Origin of the sequence: Sphingomonas sp. Leaf412, from assembly GCF_001425405.1 — a bacterium.
Lineage (GTDB): Bacteria > Pseudomonadota > Alphaproteobacteria > Sphingomonadales > Sphingomonadaceae > Sphingomonas.
Genome location: NZ_LMQP01000002.1, coordinates 422,144 through 441,711, shown reverse-complemented (window position 1 = coordinate 441,711; position 19,568 = coordinate 422,144). Strand labels below are relative to the sequence as shown.

Sequence of the window (19,568 nt, the reverse complement as noted above, 5' to 3'; positions counted from 1 at the left end):
AGGTAGTGATGACAGTGTCTAGTTCCCGCCGATCAGGAGGTGAACTATGGGACATCAAAATGAACGCGGTATGGTCGAGGCGCGACCGCCGCGCAGCGAGGACAGACTGCTGCTCGACGAGAGCGTGCACCGCACCGCCAACGAGATCACCGCGGCGATCGCGGCGCTCAGGCTGGTCAAGGCGGCTCGCGGACCCGACGCGCGGCTGCGCATGGTCGACGAGGCGCTGTTGCGGCTCGAGGGCTTCGCCGGGACGCACCGGCTGCTCGCGCACCTCCCGGTCACGTCGGTTAACGCGGGCGCCGACCTGGAGCAGCTCTGCCGCAAGATCGTCGAGGGCCGGCGGCTCGGCGGGAGGAAGACGGTCACCCTCTCTATCCCCGACCTCTGGCTCGATGGCGCCACGGCCCGACGCCTGCTGCTCATCGCGGCGGAGCTGGTGGCCAACGCCCTGCACCACTCCCTCGCCGTCGGCGGGTCGCGGCTGGAGGTCGCGCTGACGGTCGAGGGTACGGACGCCGTTATGACGGTGGCCGACGACGGCCCCGGCATCGCACCGTCCGCCGCCACCGGCGGCACGGGCCAGGGCACGGGCATCGTCGACGACCTGGTCCACCTGTCCGAGGGCACGATCGAGCGCCGCACCGGGGTCGCGGGCACCACGGTGACCGTGACGCTGCCGCTCGACATGACCGCGCTCGCTAGGGTCCGCGGCCGTGGCTGAGCCACGGCCGGTGACCGGCACCATGCTGCGCGACCTGTGGCTGTGTGAGCGGCGGGCCCACCACGACCTGCACTCGCCACCGGCGAAGCGCGATCCCACGTCGCCCTTCGTCGAGATGCTGTGGGCGTCCGGCGTGCGGCACGAGGCGCGCATCCTCGCGGAGCTGCCGGGCGCGGTCGCCGATCTGCGGGAGGTGCCCCGGCATCTGCGCGCCGGCGCGACGCAGGAGGCGATGGCCGGCCGGTCCGACACCATCCTCGGCGCGACGCTCGCCAGCGCCGACCGCATCGGCATGCCGGACATCCTCCTGCGTGGCGACGTCGGCTGGACGGCGGCCGACGTGAAGGCGGGCTCCCCGCTCCAGCCGGACGGACGGCGCCCGAAGGTCGAGTACGCCGTGCAGGTCGCGCACTACGCCGACCTGCTGCGCACGGCGGGCCACGGCGACGGCACGACCGCGATCGTGATCGGCGCGGACGGCGAGCGGACCACCTACGACCTCGGCGAAGCGATCGACCGGGCGGGCAGGACGCCCGCGTCACTGGCGGGCGAGCTGACGGACAAGGCCCGTCGGATGATCGGCGGCGACGCGGAGACGAGAGGCGCACTCTCGGCGGCGTGTGGCCTATGCAAGTGGAGGACGGCGTGCACGGCAGAGCTGGAGGCGCTCGACGACCTGTCGCTGATCGCAGGTCTCGGCCGTTCGCTCCGCGACGCCATCGCGCCGGCGGCCCGAACGGTGCTGGCGCTCGCCGACCTCGATGTCGGCACCCTCGCCGCCCGTGGCGAGCGCACAGCCTTGAAGGGCGTCGGCAGGGTACGCCTGGAGCGTTTCCAGGACCGCGCGCGGCTGCTGAAGACGCCGGGCGCGACTCCCTACGCGCGCCGCCCACTCGACCTGCCCCGGCCGCGGCGCGAACTCCACCTCGACCTCGAGGCGGATCCCTCGATCCCGCTCACCTACCTCCACGGCATCCTCGAGCGCCAGGCCGGCGCCGAGGACCGCTTCGTCCACTTCTTCGCCGACGGGCCCGACGGCGAGCGCGAGGCGTTCGCCGCCGCGATGGCCCACCTCACGGAGGATCCAAGCGCGGTCATCTACCACTACAGCGCGTTCGAACCCGTCGCTTACCGCGCGCTCCAGCGCCGCCACCCGTCGGTCTGCTCGCCCGAGGACGTCGAGGCCCTGTTCGCCAGGGGACGCGCCGTCGACCTCCTGCTCCACGTCGTGATGCCCGACACGGAATGGCCGACCAGGAACGTCAGCATCAAGACGCTCGCGAAGACCCTCGGATTCCGCTGGCGCGATGCCGAGGCGGGCGGCGCCGCCTCCATCGCGTGGTTCGCCGAGTATCAGGCAAGCGGCGACCCAGCCGTCCGCCGCCGCATCGTCGAATACAACCACGACGACGTCGTCGCCTCCGCCGTCCTGCTCGATGGCCTTCGCGCGCTGCCCGTGCGTGGCCGGCCGCCGTGGCCGCCGGTGACGGCACCGTCGTCACCGTAGACGGCACAAAGCAGGGTGAGGGGCACAGGCCCGCCGCGTCCGAGGGTCAGCCAGCGGCGACGGTCGCGGCGATCGATCGGCACCTGGTCCGCGACCCCCGATGCCGTCATTGCGGCATCCACTTCGAACAGACGATGCCCTTCTGCCCGGCCCATTCCTCGTAGGTCAGATGCATGACGACGGCACCCTTCGTCGTGATCTCGACGAAGTTCGGGCTGGATCTGAAGGCCATGCTTGCGATGAGTTCATGGGCCGCCTCCATGATCCGCGACCGCGTCTCGAAGCGCACCTGCTCGTCGTCGTCCTCGAGCGTGTCGCGCAGCGCGAAGATTCGCCGGCGGTGCTCCTCCGGGGACACGGCGCCGCGGGCATCCTTGACCCTTCGCCGAAGCTCCGAGATGGCGACGTCATGCTCGTCGACCATCTCGGCGAGCGACAGCCACATCGCCTTCGCCTCCGGCCGTCCGGTATCGACGTGGAGCGCCATCGCGTTCCCGGACCGCTCCTTGTCCGCCGCGCGCCTACGAATCCGCTCGGCCAGCTCGATCTCGAGCGGACGCAATGCCTCGGGCGACGCGAAGTGCCGGTCCTCCATCGCGTCGAGCAGGATCGCGTCGAGGATGCCGCTCTCCCAGAGCGGATAGTTGAAGTGGTGGCCGCTGTCGCAGCCCAGTCCGCGCTGGTAGCCGTCGCAGATCAGATAGTCCTCGCTGACCATCGATCCGTCCGCGCGGCGCTTCAGCCCCTTCCCCCTGAACGTCATGCGCGAGCCGCATGAGCCGCAGACCGCGAGGCCGGCGAACAGGTTGACGAGCCGCCTGCCGCGTCCCGCCACCTGCCGCTGGCGCCCGGCCATGCTGCGCATCGCGTTAGCGTGCAGGTCCGAATCGATGACCTTCGGATAATAGTTCGGGATCGCCTCCCCCACCTCCCGGCGCACCTCGCCACGGGGCTTCTGGCCCGGCTGGTACTCGCCCAGCACGGCCGGGCTCTTGAGGATCTTCTGGATGTATGAGGAGTGCCACCCCTCCGCCCGTCCGAACGGCGCGACGCCGTCCTGGTTGAGGTTCCTCGCGATGTGGTGCTTACCCATACCTGCGACCGTCTCCTCGAAGATGCGGCGCACGACGGCCGCCCGCTCGGCGACGACCTCGAACCTGGGCGGCGTCCCCGCAACCGTCAGCCAGGCGGGCGCCCGGCGGGTCAGCACAAGTTCCTCGCCCCGCTCCAGCCGTCCGCGCTTGGACGCCCACGCGGCGGAGAGGCGCGACGCCTTCTTCTCCGACTCCTCGTTGGCCAGCTGCGCCTTCACGATCACCTCGATGATCGCCGGCATGTCCATGTTGGTGCGACTGTACTGCCTGTCGCCTTCGACCGTCGCGACGATCACGCCGAGCTCGGTGACGCGGAGCATCCAGGAGAAGACCGTCTTCGCGCTTTCGCGGGAAAGGCGATCCAGCTTCTCCGTCAGCAGCACCACGCCGTCCGGATAGGCACCCGCCTCGACCGCCGACATGAACCGCCCCAGCTCGCCCACGGAGGAGTGCCTTCCCTTGAAGGCAGACACGCCGTCATCGACCATCTGATCGACGACGTTCCATCCCTTGCGCGCGGCGTGTCGGCGGCAATCCTCGCGCTGCCGCTCGAGGCTGCTGCCCTTGCCCTGCTCCGCACTGGACCATCGTATGTAGATGACGGTGTCCACGAAAACGCTCCCACAAAACGACGGCCGGTGCTACCTTGCGACCCGCGACCGCACCCCCTGGCGATGCCAGATCACACGATCACGCCCAGACACCGCACCTCATTTCCCGCCTTCCGTAGCTCGTCCGGCGAACTCCCATACGATCAAACGACCGTGAGGTGTAGCCTTGCATAACCTTAGCAGGTTGTGCGCACCCGCCGCCGCGATCTCCAGCGCGCGCTTCGCGATCTCCTGTGCCTTCACCTGGCGCAGGTCGGGGCCGGTCCGCGCCTCCGCCACGTCGCCGGGACGCGGGCGGGCAAGAAGCTGGTCGCCCTTCAGATGCGCCAGCAGGGACAGCAGGTCGGGCGCGGCGACGACCTCCACGCTGCCCGCCCACGCCGCCTCCGCCCCCTGCGCCGCGGGACAGATCAGCCCCCTGCCCGTCTCCGCCGCATGCAGCGCGGCGAGCAGCACGCCCGGCGACGCGGCCAGACGGCCGTCGAGGCCGAGTTCCCCGACGACGACGTAATCGGCCAGCGTCTCCGCATCGACCACGCCCATCGCGGCGAGCAGGCCGAGCGCGATCGGCAGGTCGAAATGCGAACCTTCCTTGGGCAAGTCGGCGGGCGACAGGTTCACCGCGATCCGCTTCGGCGGCAACGCCAGCCCCATGCCCGCGATGGCGCCGCGGACGCGCTCGCGGCTTTCGCCCACCGCCTTGTCGGCCAGGCCGACGACGTTGAACGCGGGCAAGCCGGGGATCAGCTGCACCTGCACCTCGACGCCCCGGGCCTCCAGCCCGAGGTACGCCACCGTCGATACGATCGCGACCATCATTCCCCCTGTCAGACCGCGTTCATAGCCGGTTTGCCAGACGGCGAAACCTGCCTTGCAATGCCGGAAGGCCCGACCACATGCCCGCCATGACCGATCGCCATCCCGTCGCACGCGTGACGCAGCTGACGCTCGGCGCGCTGCTGATCGTGGCGGCGGGGATCGTCGGGCCGTTGCCCGGACCGGGCGGCATCTTCCTGTTCGCGGGCGGGATGGTGCTGGTCCTGCGCAACTCGCGCGGCGCGCGGGTGCGGTTCGCGCGCGCGAAGCGACGCTGGCCCAGGATCGGCCATGCCGTCGACGTCGCGATGCGGCGGCGGAGCGCGCTGCGGCGGCGCGCGCGGCGCAAGGGGCCGCGTTGACTTTCGCCGCCCCTTCGCCTAACCGCCCCCGACATACGGGTCGTCCTCAACCAGTTTCCTGGCGGAGGCGGCCCTTGGTATTTGTATTCGGGACATGAACGATGAAGCGGACCTTTCAGCCGAGCAACCTGGTGCGTGCCCGCCGTCACGGCTTTCGCGCGCGGATGGCGACGGTCGGCGGCCGGGCGGTGATCCGGGCGCGTCGCGCGCGCGGCCGCAAGAAGCTGTCGGCGTAACCGGCATCGCGCCCGTGCGTCCTTCCGTGGGAAGGATGACGAAACGGGCGGACTATCTGGCGGCGAATGCCGGGCGTCGGGCTCCGATGCCCGGCTTCGTGCTTCTGGTGCGGCCCCGCGACGACCGGGACATGATGATGCGGATCGGCATCACCGTGACGAAGAAGGTCGGCAACGCCGTCGTCCGCAACCGCATCAAGCGTCGCTTCCGCGCCCTGGCGCGCGAGATCCTGCCGCAGGCCGGGATCGCGGGCGCGGACCACGTCCTGATCGGCCGCGCCGGCGGGATCGAACGCGATTTCGCGCAGCTCCGCACCGACCTGTCGAAGGCATTGGCGAAATGCTCGCGAAGCTCCTGATCCTCGTCGCGCGCGCGTGGCAACTGGGGCCGTCGCTGGTCCTGCCGCCCTCGTGCCGGTACGCGCCGTCATGTTCCGCCTATGCAATCGAGGCGCTTGCCCGCTATGGCGCGCTGAAAGGGGGATGGCTCGCCGCGCGGCGGATCGCGCGCTGCCATCCATGGGGTGGGCACGGGTACGACCCCGTCCCATGATTAGCCGGGATACGCCGTGAAGGACGACAACAAGAACTTCGTGCTGTTCGCGGTGATCGCGGCGCTGATCCTGTTCGGCTGGCCGCTGGTGCAGGGGCGCTTCTTCCCCACCGCGAACCCGCCGGTGACGAAGATCGTGGACGGCAAGTCGAAGCCGCTGCCCCAGCCGCAGGCGGATCCTGCCGCCGATGGTCCTGCCGCAATCCGCGACCGCCGCGCGGTGCTGGCGGAGACGCCGCGCATCCGCATCGATACGCCGCGCCTGTCGGGCTCGATCAACCTGCGCGGCGCGCGCATCGACGATCTGGTGCTCAAACGGCATCGCGAGACGGTGGCGAAGGATTCGCCGCCGATCCGCCTGCTGTCCCCAGCGGGCACCGGCGACGCCTATTTCGCGTCGTTCGGCTGGCGCGACGCCGGCCTCCGCCCGCCCGCCGCCGATGCGGTCTGGACCGCGTCGGGGCAGCTCCTCGCCCCCGGCCGTCCGGTGACGCTGACCGCAAGCAACGCCGCGGGGCAGCGCTTCGCGATCGAGCTGGCGGTCGACGACGGCTATATGTTCACGGTGCGCCAGACCGTCGCCAATGCGGGCAGCGGCGCGGTGCCGGTCGCGGCCTACGGCCTGGTCAACCGCGTCGGCGTGTCGAAGGACGCGGACAGCTGGACCGTCCACACCGGACCGATCAGCGCGCACAACGACAAGGCCGACTATGACGTCGACTTCACGACGATCGACGAGGGCGCGCAGCGGTTCACCACCACCGGGGGCTGGCTGGGCTTCACCGACAAATACTGGCTGACCGCACTGATCCCCGATCAGGCGCGCGCCTTCGACGGGCAGTTCCGCACCGGGGGCGGCACGGGCGCCGGCCGCGCCTATCAGGCGGATTACACCGCCGCCGCGCAATTGCTGCCCGCGGGGCGGCAACTGACGCAGACGACGCGCTTCTTCGCTGGTGCGAAGGAAGTGCCGCTGCTCGACCGCTACACCGACCAGCAGGGCGTCGCGCGACTCGACTTCGCGATCGACTGGGGCTGGTTCCGCATCGTCGAGAAGCCGATCTTCTACTATCTCGACTGGCTGTTCCGCCACGTCGGCAATTTCGGCGTGTCGATCATCCTGCTGACGCTGACGATCCGCCTCCTCGTCTTCCCGATCGCGCAGCGCCAGTTCGCCAGCATGGCGGCGATGCGTGCGATCCAGCCGAAGATGAAGGCGATCCAGGAGCGTCACAAGGACGACAAGCAGCGCCAGCAGCAGGAGATCATGGCGCTGTACAAGGCGGAGAAGGTCAATCCCTTCGCCGGATGCCTGCCCACGCTGATCCAGATCCCGATCTTCTACGCATTGTACAAGGTGCTGCTCATCACGATCGAGATGCGCCACCAGCCGTTCGTGCTGTGGATCAAGGATCTGTCCGCCCCCGATCCGTTGACCCCGGTCAACCTGTTCGGCCTGCTGGCCTTCACCCCGCCGCACTTCATCGCGATCGGCGTCGTGCCGATCCTGCTGGGCATCAGCATGTATTTCCAGTTCAAGCTGAACCCCGCCCCGATCGACGACACGCAGAAGCAGATCTTCGCGATCCTGCCGTGGGTGCTGATGTTCGTGATGGCGCCGTTCGCTGTCGGGCTTCAGGTGTACTGGATCACGACCAACTGCATCTCGATCGCGCAGCAGCGGTGGCTGTACAGCCGCCATCCGCAATTGAAGGAAGCACCGGTCAAATGACGGACCCCGAGGTCGATCCCGCGGCGGACATCGAAACCGCGCGCAAGCTGTTCGCCGGGCCGATCGCGTTCCTGAAATCCGCGCCCGCGCTGGAGCATCTGCCCGATCCGGTGGTGCCCGAGGTGGCGTTCGCGGGCCGGTCGAACGTCGGCAAGTCGTCGCTGCTGAACGCGCTGACGGGGCGCAAGGCGCTGGCGCGCACCTCGGTCACGCCGGGGCGGACGCAGGAGCTGAACTTCTTCGACGTCGGCGGTTCCGAGGGCACGCCGCTGACGATGCGGCTGGTCGACATGCCGGGCTACGGCTTCGCGAAGGCGCCCAAGGACGTGGTGCGCAAGTGGCGCTACCTGGTAAACGACTTCCTGCGTGGGCGGCAGGCGCTGAAACGCGCACTGGTGCTGATCGACAGCCGCCACGGGATCAAGGACGTGGATCGCGAAATCCTGGAGATGCTGGACCGCGCCGCGGTCGGATACCGCCTCGTCCTGACCAAGGTCGACAAGATCAAGGCGACCGACCACGAAGCGGTCCTCGCCGCCACGGTGGCGGAGGCGCGGACGCGCGCGGCGGCCTATCCGGAGGTCATCTCGACGTCGAGCGATACCGGCCTCGGCATTCCCGAACTGCGCGCCGCGGTCCTCGACGCGATCGGATAGCGCGGCTACACCCTGCGGCCATGAAACTCATCATCGGCAACAAGGCGTACAGTTCCTGGTCCCTCCGCGGCTGGCTCGCGTGCCGGCAGTCGGGCCTTCCGTTCGAGGAGGTCGTCGTGCCGATGTACGACGCCGACTGGGACAAGCGGCGCGAGGGCGACGAGTTCGCGCCGTCGTCGGGCAAGGTCCCGATCCTGTGGGACGGCGACATGGTCGTCTGGGACAGCCTGGCCATCGTCGACTTCCTCGCCGATCGCGTCGGGCGCGACCGGTTCTGGCCCACGGACGAGGCGGCGCGCGCGATGGCGCGGTCGATGGCGGCGGAGATGCATTCAAGCTTCGCCGCGCTGCGCCGCGAGCACAGCATGAACGTGCGCCAGATCTTCGATCCGGTGGCGCCGTCCGACGCGGTCCTGGCCGACCTGTCGCGCCTGTTCGAACTATGGGCGCAGGCGCGCGCGCGGTTCGGCGGAGAGGGCGACTTCCTGTACGGCGAATTCGGCGCGGCGGACATCATGTTCGCGCCGGTGTGCACCCGCATCGTCACCTATTCGCTGCCCACGCCGCGCTTCGCGACGGCCTATGTCATGGCGGTCTTGCAGCACCCGTTCATGCAGGACTGGATCGCCGCGGCGCAGGCGGAGGAGTGGGTGATCGAGAAGTACGAGCAGCCGGCGACAGCGTGACGGCGCGGGTCAGCGTTCCTCCACCATGTCGCCGCCGGGCGTCCACGCCATGCCGATGTCGGGGTAATGGACCCGGCCGCGTTCGGGCAGGCTGAGCGCGAACAGGACCAGCGGCGCGGCGCCGTCGTTCGCGATATGATGCGCGTTGCCGTCGCCCTTCGCGAACGTCGCCACGTCCCCCGCGCGCAGCGGGTGGCGACCGGCGTTGTCGACCAACGTCCCCTCCCCCGATACGACGAGCACGATCTCGTCCTCTTCCTCGTGCCAGTGCCGCTGCGACGACCAGCCGCCCGGCGGCACCGTCACATGCGTCGCGACGAAATCGGTCAGTCCGCCCGCGTGCGACAGCACCCGGACCAGCCGCCCCGCGGCGGCGGCGCGGAACGGTTCGGGATAATCGCTATCCGGTTCATGCGCGATTGCGTCCAGATCCAGCTTCGGCAATGGCGCCTCCCATGATCGATCCCGTCGACCTTACCGCGCGCCTGATCGCCTGCAACAGCGTCACCCCCGCGCGCGGCGCGGTGTTCGACGTGCTGGAGGCGGCGCTGGTCGCGATCGGCTTCGCGGTCGAACGGACCGTGGACGGAACCGCGCCCGACGGGCCGGTCGAAAATCTGCTGGCGACGCGCGGGACCGGCGCGCCGCATCTGGCCTTCGCGGGGCATGTGGACGTGGTGCCGCCCGGCGAGGGGTGGACCGCCGGGGCGTTCGTGCCGGAGGTGCGCGGGGAGATGCTCTACGGGCGCGGCGCGGTGGACATGAAGGGTGCGATCGCTGCCTTCGTCGCCGCGGCGGCACGGACGGCGCATGCCGGGCAGCTCACCCTCGTCATCACAGGCGACGAGGAGGGACCGGCGACCCATGGCACGGTCGCGCTGATCGAACGGATGCGCGCGCGCGGGATCGCACCGAACCTCTGCCTGGTCGGCGAGCCGACCTCCACCGCGCAGCTCGGCGACATGGTCAAGATCGGACGGCGCGGATCGGTGAACATGTGGATCGACGTGCCCGGGCGACAGGGGCATGTCGCCTATCCCCATCTCGCCGACAATCCGGTCCCGCGACTGGTCGCCGCGCTGGCGGCGCTCGACGCGCTGGTGCTGGACGACGGCACCGACTGGTTCCAGCCGTCGAACCTGGAGATCACCGACGTGACCGTCGGCAACCCCGCGACCAACGTCATCCCGGCGAAGGCATCGGCGCGGATCAGCATCCGCTTCAACGACCTCCACACCGGACAGGGTCTGGCCGAGCGCGTGACCGCGATCGTCCGGCTGCATGCGCCCGATGCGGTGGTGACCGCGAAGGTATCGGGCGAGGCATTCCTTACCCCGCCGGGCCCGCTGTCCGCACTGGTGTCCGCCGCGATCGAGGAGGAGACGGGGCGGGTGCCGGAACTGTCCACCACCGGTGGCACGTCCGACGCCCGCTTCCTGCGCGCGCTGTGTCCGGTGGTGGAGTTCGGGCTGCTCAACGCCACGATGCACAAGCTGGACGAGGCGGTGGCGGTGGCGGACCTGCACACGCTGACGGCGATCTATGCAGGGGTGATCCGGCGGGCGCTGGGGTGATCCCCTCGTGTCCCCGCGCAGGCGGGGACCCAGTCTGGCCTCCCGCCTTCGCGGGAGCACAGAGTACAAGGGCTGGTCATCCGGCCGGGAACCCTTCTACCTTCTTCGGAAAGCGGGGAGAGGGACGATGACACGATATTGGAGCGCGCTGGCGCTGGCGATCGCGACACTGGCAGGGGCGCAGGTCGATCCTCCCTCCCCCGCGACGCTGGCGAAGCAGAAGGCGGACGCCGCCGCGCTGAACTGGGCCGACCGCGCCGACATCGACCGCGCCACCCGCGGCTTCGTCGGCACGCGCAAGGATCCGCTCATCAAGGCCGCGGATGGGCGGACGGTGTTCGACCTCGACGCCTTCGCCTTCACGCGTGCGAAACAGACACCGGGCAGCGTCCACCCCAGCCTGTGGCGGCAGGCGGGCCTGATGGCGCGGCACGGGCTGTTCAGGGTCACGGACCGCATCTGGCAGGTACGCGGCTTCGACCTCGCCAACATCACCTTCGTGAAGGGCGGCACCGGCTGGATCGTCATCGACGCGCTGACCAGCACCGAAACCGCGAAGGCGGCCTACGACCTCGTCACCGAGAAGCTGGGCAAGCGCCCGATCGCGGCGATCGTCCTGACGCACAGCCACGCCGATCATTATGGCGGCACCGGCGGGCTGCTTCCCTTCGCGGTGAAGGACGTGCCCGTCATCGCCCCACGCGGCTTCCTCGAATCCGCGATCAGCGAGAACGTCATCGCCGGCCCGGCGATGCAGCGCCGCGCGACCTACCACCTCGGCATGGCCCTGCCGCGCAGCGCGACCGGCCTGGTCAACAGCGGCATCGGCCCCGCCGTCGCGCAAGGTACGCCCTCGCTGGTCCCGCCGACGCGCGAGATCGCGCGGACCGGCGAGGAGGTGACGATCGACGGCGTCAGGATGCTGTTCCAGTTCACGCCGGGGACGGAGGCGCCCGCCGAAATGAACGTCGGCTTCCCCGACTGGCGCGTGGTGGACATGGCGGAGAACGCCAATGCGACGCAGCACAACATCCTTACCCCGCGCGGCGCGCAGATCCGCGACGCGCGCCGCTGGGCCCGCGGGCTGTCCGAGGCGATCGACCTGTACGCCGGGTCGAACGTGCTGATCGCCAGCCACGGCTGGCCGCGCTTCGGGCAGGCCGAGGTGGCGGACTATCTCGGCAAGCATCGCGACGCCTATGCCTATCTCCACGACCAGACCGTGCGGATGATGAACAAGGGGATGACAGGGGACGAGATCGCCGCGACGCTAAAGCTGCCGCCCGTCCTCGCGCGGCAATGGTACAACCGGCCCTATTACGGCTCCACCAGCTTCAACGCGCGCGCGGTGTACCAATATTATCTGGGTTTCTTCGACGGCAATCCCGCGCATCTCGCGCCGCTGCCTGCGGAGGAGGGCGGGCGGAAGTACGTCGCGGCGATGGGGGGCGCGGCGAAGGTATTGGCGCTCGCGCAGGCCGCCTATGACGCGGGCGATTACGCGTGGGCGGCGGAACTGCTGAACCGCGGGGTGTTCGCGGACGCGGGCGACGCTGCGGCGAAGACGCTGCTGGCGCGCTGCTACGAGCAGCTTGCGTGGCAGAGCGAGACGAGCCTGTGGCGCAATTTTTATCTGTCGGGCGCGGCCGAGTTGCGGCGCGGGGTGACGCCGTCACCGCGGGCGCCCGCGCGACTGGGCGCGTTGCCGACCGCGGCGGTGTTCGACGTGCTCGCGACGCGGCTCGACCCCGCGAAGGCGGGCACAGCACGGATCGCCTTCGTCTTCCCGGAGCGGAACGAGCGCGTACTGGTGTCGGTGGCGAACGGCGTACTGACCCACCGGATCGGCGCGACGGGAACGGCGGATGCGACGCTGACGGTGCCACGCGCCGCGTTCCTCGACAGCCTCGGCGGCGGTGCGCCGCTGGCGGATCAGGTGGCGAGCGGCGCAGCACGGATCGAGGGCGACGGCGCGCTGCTGGCACGTTTCGCGGGCTGGTTCGACGCGCCCGATCCGAACTTCGCGATCGTCACGCCGTAATCGATACCGTCATTGCGAGCGGAGCGAAGCAATCCAGTGTTTCGCGAGATACACTGGATTGCGTCGCTACGCTCGCAACGACGAAAGACCTAGCGCAGCTCGCCCTCAAGCCAGCCCTTGATCTGTCCCTTGGGCGACGCACCGACCTTCGTCGCAGCGGGGGCGCCGGCCTTGAACAGGATCATCGTCGGAATGCCGCGCACGCCATAGGCGCCAGGGGCCTCCGGATTCTCGTCGATGTTGATCTTGGCGATCGTCACCTGCTCGCCCAGCTCGTCGGACAATTCCTCCAGGCTCGGGCCGATCATCTTGCACGGGCCGCACCATTCGGCCCAGAAATCCACCAGCACGGGCTTGTCGGCATCCAGCACGTCGGCCTTGAAACTCGCGTCGGTAACCTTCTTCGTCGCCATGTCGAAATCTCCTTCGCCCCTTAGCTAGGGCGCGCGCATCGCCCGCTCAACCGTCAGGGGGCAAGCTTTGCTCCGTCGGCGACAAGAGCTTCTTCCGAAAGGACGATCAGCCGCGGGCCGGCGGTGTACAGCAGCGCCGCCTCGATCCGCGCATCGGGAAAGATGACCGCCAATGCGGCGCGATACGCCGCCATCTGCGCGCGGTGATAGGGCGGCACGTCGGCCGCGTCGGCGGGGACGTGGCGACCGGTCTTGTAATCGATCACGCGCACGACCCCATCCGCGACCAGCAACCGGTCGACCGTCCCCGCGATGACGCGACCGTCGGGCAGGGTCGCGCTGATCGGCGCTTCCGCAAGGGCGTCCGGCCCGAACAGGTCGGTCATCGCGGGATCGTCCAGCACCCCCATCACCGGATCGATCACCGCGGCGGGGTCGTCGGTCCGTGCCGCCAGCCACGTCGCGGCGGCGGCGCGGCGCGCGCCATGGGCCAGCGGCGGCAGTCGCTCGAACAGCGCATGCATCAACCGCCCGCGCGCCGCGGCGGCGCGCATCGCGGGCGTGGGCGGCGCATCCGCGACGCCGTCCTCGCCCAGCGACGACGGCGCCAGCGGCCGCGTCGGCCGCGATTCCGGCGGCGCGGGCAGGCGCGCCCAGTCGGGAAGCGCCGCGCGCGGCTCCACCGCCGATGGCGCGGCAGGCTCAGGCGCGCGGGCGGCGGCGGGGGTGCTGCCCGCAAAACGGCGCGCCTCCCCCTCCCCGCCCGCGACCCCCAGCGCATCGAACGTGCGCGCCGCGGCGGCGTACCAGCTCGCCTCCGGCGGGACGCCCTTCGCCTTCGGTCCCAGGGCACCCGCGATCACCAGCCGCTCCTCCGCGCGCGTCGCGGCGACGTAGAACAGCCGCCAATGCTCCTGCCGCTCGCGCGTCTCCACCGCGGACAGTGCGGCATCGATCGCGCCCGCGCGCTCGGCCTTGCGCGGGCGGAAGACCGGGACCGCGGCATCGTGATCGTCGGGCGTCCACATCACCACCGATCGCGGCGTCGAATCGGGATCGACCGTCGCGTCGGCCAGGATCACCAGCGGCGCCTGCAACCCCTTCGCCCCGTGCGCGGTCATCACGCGCACCGCGTCGAGCGGCGCGGCGGCGTCGCGGACGATCTCCACCTCGTCACGCTCGAACCAGTCGAGGAAGCGTTGCAGCGAGGGCGTCGTGTTCGTCTCGAAATCGAGCGCGGCGTTCAGCAATTCCTCGATCGGATCGCGCGCCTCCTCCCCCAGTCGCGACAGCAACTTGCGCCGCCCGTCGAGCGGACCGGACAGGATCTGTTCCAGAAAGCGATACGGCGTGTCGATCGCGCCGTTCGCCAGGATCGCGCGCACAGCCTCCAGATGCTCCGGACAGGTGCGCAGCAGATGCCGCCACAGCGGGCCCTCGCGCGGGATCGCGCGCGCCATCAACTCGTCCTGCGTCCAGCCGATCAGCGGGGAGACGAGCAGCCCCGCCAGGCTGAGGTCGTCGTCGGGCTGCAACACGAACCGCACCGCCGCCAGCAAATCCTGCACGGCCAGCGGCGCGGCGAGGCGCAGGCGATCGACGCCCGCGACCGGCACCCCTTCCGCATACAGCCGCGCGACGAGCAATTGCGCGAGGTCGCCGCGTCGCTTGACCAGGATCATGACGTCCTCGGGCCGCAATGCGCGTCGCTTCGCACCCAGCCACAATCCGTCGTCCAGCCACCGGCGGACCTGCTTGGCGATGCGCGTCGCATTCTCGCGCACCGCATCCTCGATCCATCCCTCCTCGCCCGCATCCTCCCCCTCGGTCTGGCCCGCGACGACGGGGGGCCACAGCTCGATCTCCCCCGGCCCGGCCACGCGGCTGGCATGCGCAGGGACGACGTCGGTGCCCAGCGCATCCGCGCCGACCGTCTCGATCGCGGCGTCGACGAATTGCAGGATCGGCGCGGTGGAGCGGAAGGAATCGGTCAGCGACAGGCGTTCGAGCGGCAGGCCGCGTTCGTCGTCGGGCATCATGTCGTCGCCCGCCACCTGTTCGGCGGCGCGCCGGAAATGCTCCTCCGCCGCCTGGAAGAACAGCGGATCGGTGCCCTGGAAACCGAAGATCGCCTGCTTCAGGTCGCCGACCGTGAACAGCGTCCGCACCGACGGCGCGAAGACGCCGCGGCCGACGAAATATTCGTCCACCAGCGCGCGCACGATCGTCCATTGCGCGACATTGGTGTCCTGCGCCTCGTCGACCAGCACGTGTTCGGTCACCTGGTCCAGCTTGTAGCGGATCCACTCGCCGATCCCCGGCTGGCGCAGCAGGTCCACCGCGGCACGGATCAGGTCGTCGAAATCCACCGCCCCCGCGCGCCGTTTCGCGCCGGCATAGGCGCGGGCATAGTCGCGCCCGACCTCCAGCGCCGCGCCCAGCGCATCGGCATAGGCGGCGCGGATGCGCAGGCCGATCAGTTCGGCGCAGGCATCCCCGAGGTCGGCCGCCAGTTCGACGTAATCCGGCTCCGCCGCCAGCAGCTTCGCCGACGCCTTGCGCGGCTCGCCCTTCCCGGTCTGCACGACCGCCAGCAGGCCCGGCAGCATCGCCACCCGCCCCGCGATATCGGCGGCGAGCCAGCCTGCGATCGCGTCGGCGTGTTTCGTGCCCGTCGCGGTTCCCCACGCGCGGTTGGCGACGCCGAGGCGCTCGACGGCGGACGTATCGAGGTCGTCGCACCCCGCGGCGATGACCGCCTCGATATCCTCCAGCGGCACGCCCAATTGCCCGCGCACGAACGGCGCGATGCCGCTGGGCAGCGCATCCAGCGCCTCCCCGGCGCGCGAACAGGCGGCAAGGAACCCCTCCGCCCCCTGCTCCCCCAGCCGCACGCTGAGCGCGCCGATCGTCCGCACCGGCCCCTCGCGCCCGTCGCGCTGCGCGTCGACCAGCAGGTCGGCGAGCGACTGCCGCCGCAGCAACGCCTCCTCGCGCGGCTCGATCGGGCGGAAACCGGGGACCAGCCCCGCCTCGATCGGGAAAGCGGCGAGCAGCGATTGGCAGAAGCCGTGGATCGTCTGGATGCGCAGGCCGCCGCCGGGCGCATCGAGGACCTTGGCAAACAGCGTCCGCGCGAAATCGCGCTGCGCAGGGCCGCCGGGCTCGCCCAGCGCGCGCAGATCGTCGAACAGCGCGGTATCGTCGATGCGGACCCAGTGCGCGAGCTGCCGGTTGATCCGCGTCGCCATCTCCGCCGCCCCCGCCTTCGTGAAGGTCAGGCACAGGATCGCGGACGGATCGGTCCCGCGCAGCAATAGCCGGAACACGCGGGCGGCGAGCACCTGCGTCTTGCCGGTACCCGCGGACGCGGACAGCCATACGTGCGCGTCGGGACGACTGGCGCGCAATTGCTCGCCGACGAGGGTGGGGAGCGGACGGACGGTGGTCATACGCTTCGCCCCGAAACATCCGTCACCCCGGACTCGATCCGGGGTCCATCGCGCCGCGCAGGCTTGCAGGCGTTGCTCTCGCGGCACGATGGATGCCGGATCACGTCCGGCATGACGGACATGTCACCCCTCACGGCCATACCATTCGTCGCGCCGCATCAGCTGGTCATACTCCGCATAGGGCGCGAATTCCGGGTGCAGCTTCGCGGTGAACGGCTCCTCGCCCAGCAACCATTTCTTGGCGCTGTCGGTGAAGCTGTCGACCGCGGTGCGGACGAAATCGTCGGTCGGGATACGCCCGTTCTTTCCCGCGGGATCGGCCGGGCTGCTGACGACGCCGAACGAATCGTCCTTCTTCGCCAGCGACCAATATTCGAACGCGGTCGCCGTCCCCGTCGCCCGTTCGAATCCCCCCGCCTCCGCGATCGCGCCGAGCAGGCCGAGTTGCAGGTTGAACCCGCCCTCCACCGCGGCAGTGGAGGGGGCCTTGCCGGTCTTGTAATCGACGATGCCCAGCCCGCCGTCGGGCATGCGGTCGATCCGGTCGTAGCGGCCCGACAGGTCGATGCCCGCGATGCGCGCGCCGCCCTGCCCCTCGACCGACAGCACCTCGCGCCCCTCCGCGCGCTGCTCCGCGGTGCGGCGCGCGATCCACTCGAACCCCGCGAGCAGGCGCGGCTGCCACAAGGCGCGCAGCAGCGGGTGCGCGGCGGGATCGTCCAGCAGCGCCAGCGCGCGCGGCATCAGCGCAGCGGGATCGCAATCGTCCTCCTTCGCCCAGGCTTCCAGCACGCCATGCACCGCGGTACCGCGCCACGCCGCGCTCGGATCCGCATCGACCGCGTCGAGCGGCATCAGCTTCAGGATGCGGCGGGCGTAGAAGGCGAAGGGATCGGCCTTCAACCGGTCGACCTCGGTCACCGAAATGCGATCGGGGCGGTGCGCCTTCGCGGGCATCGGCGCGGGGCGTGCGGCGGGCATCGGCACGCCGCCGTCGTCGATCGCGCGGGTCCACCCCTCCAAATCGCGCGCACGCACGAATCGGTCCCCCGCCATCGCCTCCAGCCGCAACCAGAAGCGCGAGGCGAGCGCGGGCGAGCGCACGTCGCGGCGGCTGCGCGTCAGCAGAACCTGCTTCGCGCCCAGCGCCTGCCCGAAATCGTGCGCGGCGATGCCGATCGACCGCTCCAGCCCCGGCAGGCCCAGCTCGCTGCGGATGCGCGGCGCCAGCCACGGGTCGGGCGCGGGGATGCCGGGCCACGTGCCCTCGTTCAGCCCGCCCAGGATCATCAGGTCCGCGGATTGCAACCGCGCCTCCAGCAGGCCGTAGATCGCCAGCCGGGGGTGCCGGTCGCCCGGCGCGCGGCGGATCGCGACCTCGTCCATCAGCAGCCGCAGCAACGGCGCGAACCCGCCGCGCTCGACCGCGGCGGGCCCCAGCGGCGCCTGTTCCTCCAGGTCCGCCAGCAGGTCCGATGCGGCGCGCCCGGCGGGGCCGCGCCACGCCTCCTCCCCCGCCAGCGCCTCCGCCGCGACGCGCAGGCAGGCGACGAGCGCGGGCAGCGGCGCGGTGCCGTCGCCGAACGTGCGCGCGAGCGGTTCCAGCAATGCGCGCGCTTCTGGCCAGAATGCTGCCGCCGCGGCGCGGACGTGCTTCTCGCGCTCGGGCGCGTCGCGCAGGTGCGCGTCGATCCCGTCCAGCCCCGGGCCGGGGCGCGGCCCGCGCAGCGCGCGGTCGAGGCGGCGGACGCCGTCGAGCCAGGCGCCACGCGCCTCGCCCGCGCGGACCAGCGGATGCTTCAGCAGCGTTAGCAGCGCGAGCGGCGCGAAGTCCTGCGCCGCCGCCTCGACGATCGCGGTGAGCAGCGTACCCGGCGGCAGGATCGACAGCGGACGCCCCGCGCTGTCGTCGACGTCGATGCCCCAGCGGCGGCAATGCGCGGCGACGCGGCGCGCCAGCGCGCGATCGGGCGTCACCAGCGCGGCGGTCTGCCCCTCCCGCTCCAGCGCGCCGCGCAGCGTGAGCGCGATTCCCTGCGCCTCCTCCGCCGGGGTCGCCAGTTCGGCGGCGGCGACGCCGTCGAGGCGGCGGCTGGCCGGCGACAACCGCGTCCATTTGCCCGTGAAGGCGGCCGGCGCCAGCGCGTCGGCGATGGCGCGGCCACGCGAGGGGGGGGCGTCCTGCTCGCTGCCGTCGGCCCAGCGCATCACCTCGTCCCGCCCCGCGCCGATGCGGCCCAGCAGCAACTTCAGATGGAATTGCGGATGCACCTCGATCGCGCGCTTCGTGCGGCCGGTCGCCTCGTCGCGCGGGTGCGGGCCGAGCGCGTCCCATTCCTCCGCCGGCATGTCGCGGTCCAGCCCCGCGAAGACCGTCATCCCCTGCGGCGATCCCGCGACCACGCGCAACAACTCCGCAACCGCGGGGGCGGTGTCGGTGATGCCCGCCGCGCAGACCAGCGTGGCAGGCGGCGCCGCGCGCCAGCGATCCGCCTGCCGCCGCAACAACAGCATCCGCCGCTCCGCCGCATCGACGCCGCCCAGCGACGCGCGCTCCTGCGGCCAGCGGTCCAGCAGCAGGCGGAACAGCCGCAACGCGCTTTCCCAATGGTCGGACAGACCCTCGCCGGGATCGATCTGCGCCAGGCGTTCGGGCGCGACATCCTCCAGCGCCAGCTGGTCCAGCGTGCGCGCCAGTTCGCCCGCCAGCCGCACCGCCTCCGCCGCGTCGACCGGACGCCGCGCGGCGGCGCGCTCCTCCGCGACCAGCCGCGCGAGGACGAGGCGGCGGCGAAGCGGCGGAATCGCGGGCGGCACCGGCGGCTGCGCATCGGCGGGGTCGAGCGCGGCGCCCAGGGCCTCGCCGATATCGTCGCTTCCCAGCGCGACGATCCGCGGCAGCAGCAGCCCCGCCCCGCTCGCCCGCACGAACGCATCGCGCACCGCCAGTGCGCCGCGGTTGTTGGGAACGAGCACGATGCCGCGCGCGAGCGCGAGCCGATCGTCACCGACCCGGCGCAGCAGTCCCGCGACCAGCGCGTCGGCGAACGCCCGGTGCGCCGGGATGGTGTAGAGGCGCAGCCGGCCCATCTATCCTCCCCAGCACGGGGA

The 19,568-nt window shown here is 70.9% G+C and carries 16 protein-coding genes and 1 pseudogene; 11 read left to right on the top strand and 6 right to left on the bottom strand.

What is annotated here, in order from left to right:
• Nucleotides 1-70: 70 nt before the first annotated feature.
• Together ASG29_RS06480 and ASG29_RS06475 are read left to right on the top strand one after the other, a co-directional pair.
• A complete protein-coding gene (locus ASG29_RS06480; protein WP_055981871.1) occupies nt 71-724 on the top strand; it encodes an ATP-binding protein in 654 nt (217 codons plus the stop codon).
• 10 nt (nt 725-734) lie between these two features.
• Nucleotides 735-2,231 (top strand): TM0106 family RecB-like putative nuclease, encoded by a 1,497-nt coding sequence (locus ASG29_RS06475; protein ID WP_156457909.1) that lies wholly within the window; start codon nt 735-737, stop codon nt 2,229-2,231.
• A 106-nt stretch (nt 2,232-2,337) separates the two neighbouring features.
• Here ASG29_RS06475 and ASG29_RS06470 read toward each other — a convergent pair whose 3' ends face one another.
• Nucleotides 2,338-3,936, bottom strand: a complete 1,599-nt coding sequence (locus ASG29_RS06470; RefSeq protein WP_055981865.1) for a recombinase family protein — start codon at nt 3,934-3,936, stop codon at nt 2,338-2,340.
• A gap of 177 nt (nt 3,937-4,113) precedes the next feature.
• Nucleotides 4,114-4,752: pseudogene (locus ASG29_RS06465) on the bottom strand (magnesium chelatase domain-containing protein); the annotation flags it as partial.
• A gap of 89 nt (nt 4,753-4,841) precedes the next feature.
• On the opposite strand from ASG29_RS06465, the gene ASG29_RS06460 reads away from it, so the two are divergent.
• The 7 genes from ASG29_RS06460 (at nt 4,842) to ASG29_RS06435 (ending at nt 8,977) form a co-directional block, all read left to right on the top strand.
• Nucleotides 4,842-5,114, top strand: coding sequence for a hypothetical protein (locus tag ASG29_RS06460; protein WP_055982363.1), 273 nt, complete (start codon nt 4,842-4,844; stop codon nt 5,112-5,114).
• 101 nt (nt 5,115-5,215) lie between these two features.
• Nucleotides 5,216-5,350 carry a 50S ribosomal protein L34 gene (gene rpmH, locus ASG29_RS06455; RefSeq protein ID WP_028056723.1) on the top strand — a complete coding sequence of 45 codons (135 nt, stop codon included), beginning with the start codon at nt 5,216-5,218 and terminating at the stop codon, nt 5,348-5,350.
• Nucleotides 5,351-5,385: 35 nt separating this feature from the next.
• The gene (gene rnpA, locus ASG29_RS06450; RefSeq protein WP_055981861.1) at nt 5,386-5,709 is read left to right on the top strand and encodes a ribonuclease P protein component; all 324 of its coding nucleotides are present in this window, start codon (nt 5,386-5,388) and stop codon (nt 5,707-5,709) included.
• On the top strand, nt 5,691-5,903 hold the full coding sequence (yidD, locus tag ASG29_RS16335; RefSeq protein ID WP_082515717.1) for a membrane protein insertion efficiency factor YidD: 213 nt from the start codon (nt 5,691-5,693) through the stop codon (nt 5,901-5,903). The genes rnpA and yidD overlap by 19 nt, the downstream gene beginning before the upstream one ends.
• A 16-nt stretch (nt 5,904-5,919) precedes the next feature.
• Nucleotides 5,920-7,635, top strand: a complete 1,716-nt coding sequence (yidC, locus tag ASG29_RS06445) for a membrane protein insertase YidC (protein WP_055981860.1) — start codon at nt 5,920-5,922, stop codon at nt 7,633-7,635.
• On the top strand, nt 7,632-8,291 hold the full coding sequence (gene yihA / locus ASG29_RS06440; protein WP_055981858.1) for a ribosome biogenesis GTP-binding protein YihA/YsxC: 660 nt from the start codon (nt 7,632-7,634) through the stop codon (nt 8,289-8,291). The genes yidC and yihA overlap by 4 nt, the downstream gene beginning before the upstream one ends.
• 20 nt (nt 8,292-8,311) lie before the next feature.
• Complete coding sequence (locus ASG29_RS06435) at nt 8,312-8,977, top strand: glutathione S-transferase family protein (RefSeq protein ID WP_055981857.1); 666 nt, start codon at nt 8,312-8,314, stop codon at nt 8,975-8,977.
• Nucleotides 8,978-8,986: 9 nt separating this feature from the next.
• Here the strand turns inward: ASG29_RS06435 and ASG29_RS06430 are convergent, their stop codons facing one another.
• Complete coding sequence (locus ASG29_RS06430) at nt 8,987-9,421, bottom strand: cupin domain-containing protein (protein ID WP_055981854.1); 435 nt, start codon at nt 9,419-9,421, stop codon at nt 8,987-8,989.
• Between the two features lie 11 nt (nt 9,422-9,432).
• On the opposite strand from ASG29_RS06430, the gene dapE reads away from it, so the two are divergent.
• Nucleotides 9,433-10,551 carry a succinyl-diaminopimelate desuccinylase gene (gene dapE, locus ASG29_RS06425; RefSeq protein ID WP_235532804.1) on the top strand — a complete coding sequence of 373 codons (1,119 nt, stop codon included), beginning with the start codon at nt 9,433-9,435 and terminating at the stop codon, nt 10,549-10,551.
• A 127-nt stretch (nt 10,552-10,678) separates the two neighbouring features.
• Complete coding sequence (locus ASG29_RS06420) at nt 10,679-12,592, top strand: alkyl/aryl-sulfatase (RefSeq protein WP_055981848.1); 1,914 nt, start codon at nt 10,679-10,681, stop codon at nt 12,590-12,592.
• 89 nt (nt 12,593-12,681) lie between these two features.
• On the opposite strand, the gene trxA is transcribed toward ASG29_RS06420, so the two are convergent.
• The 3 genes from trxA to addB form a co-directional block, all read right to left on the bottom strand.
• The gene (trxA, locus tag ASG29_RS06415) at nt 12,682-13,005 is read right to left on the bottom strand and encodes a thioredoxin (protein WP_055981846.1); all 324 of its coding nucleotides are present in this window, start codon (nt 13,003-13,005) and stop codon (nt 12,682-12,684) included.
• Nucleotides 13,006-13,058: 53 nt separating this feature from the next.
• Entirely contained in the window at nt 13,059-16,457 is a 3,399-nt protein-coding gene (gene addA, locus ASG29_RS06410; protein ID WP_055981843.1) for a double-strand break repair helicase AddA, read from the bottom strand.
• Between the two features lie 123 nt (nt 16,458-16,580).
• Nucleotides 16,581-19,547, bottom strand: a complete 2,967-nt coding sequence (gene addB / locus ASG29_RS06405; RefSeq protein WP_055981840.1) for a double-strand break repair protein AddB — start codon at nt 19,545-19,547, stop codon at nt 16,581-16,583.
• Nucleotides 19,548-19,568 lie beyond the last annotated feature (21 nt).

Coding starts and splice junctions, on each gene's coding strand:
- ASG29_RS06480 (WP_055981871.1), top strand. CDS start 71: ATGGTCGAGGCGCGACCGCCGCGCAGCGAGGACAGACTGCTGCTCGAC.
- ASG29_RS06460 (WP_055982363.1), top strand. CDS start 4,842: ATGACCGATCGCCATCCCGTCGCACGCGTGACGCAGCTGACGCTCGGC.
- rpmH (WP_028056723.1), top strand. CDS start 5,216: ATGAAGCGGACCTTTCAGCCGAGCAACCTGGTGCGTGCCCGCCGTCAC.
- rnpA (WP_055981861.1), top strand. CDS start 5,386: ATGACGAAACGGGCGGACTATCTGGCGGCGAATGCCGGGCGTCGGGCT.
- yidD (WP_082515717.1), top strand. CDS start 5,691: ATGCTCGCGAAGCTCCTGATCCTCGTCGCGCGCGCGTGGCAACTGGGG.
- yihA (WP_055981858.1), top strand. CDS start 7,632: ATGACGGACCCCGAGGTCGATCCCGCGGCGGACATCGAAACCGCGCGC.
- ASG29_RS06435 (WP_055981857.1), top strand. CDS start 8,312: ATGAAACTCATCATCGGCAACAAGGCGTACAGTTCCTGGTCCCTCCGC.
- dapE (WP_235532804.1), top strand. CDS start 9,433: ATGATCGATCCCGTCGACCTTACCGCGCGCCTGATCGCCTGCAACAGC.
- ASG29_RS06420 (WP_055981848.1), top strand. CDS start 10,679: ATGACACGATATTGGAGCGCGCTGGCGCTGGCGATCGCGACACTGGCA.
- trxA (WP_055981846.1), bottom strand. CDS start 13,005: ATGGCGACGAAGAAGGTTACCGACGCGAGTTTCAAGGCCGACGTGCTG.
- addA (WP_055981843.1), bottom strand. CDS start 16,457: ATGACCACCGTCCGTCCGCTCCCCACCCTCGTCGGCGAGCAATTGCGC.
- addB (WP_055981840.1), bottom strand. CDS start 19,547: ATGGGCCGGCTGCGCCTCTACACCATCCCGGCGCACCGGGCGTTCGCC.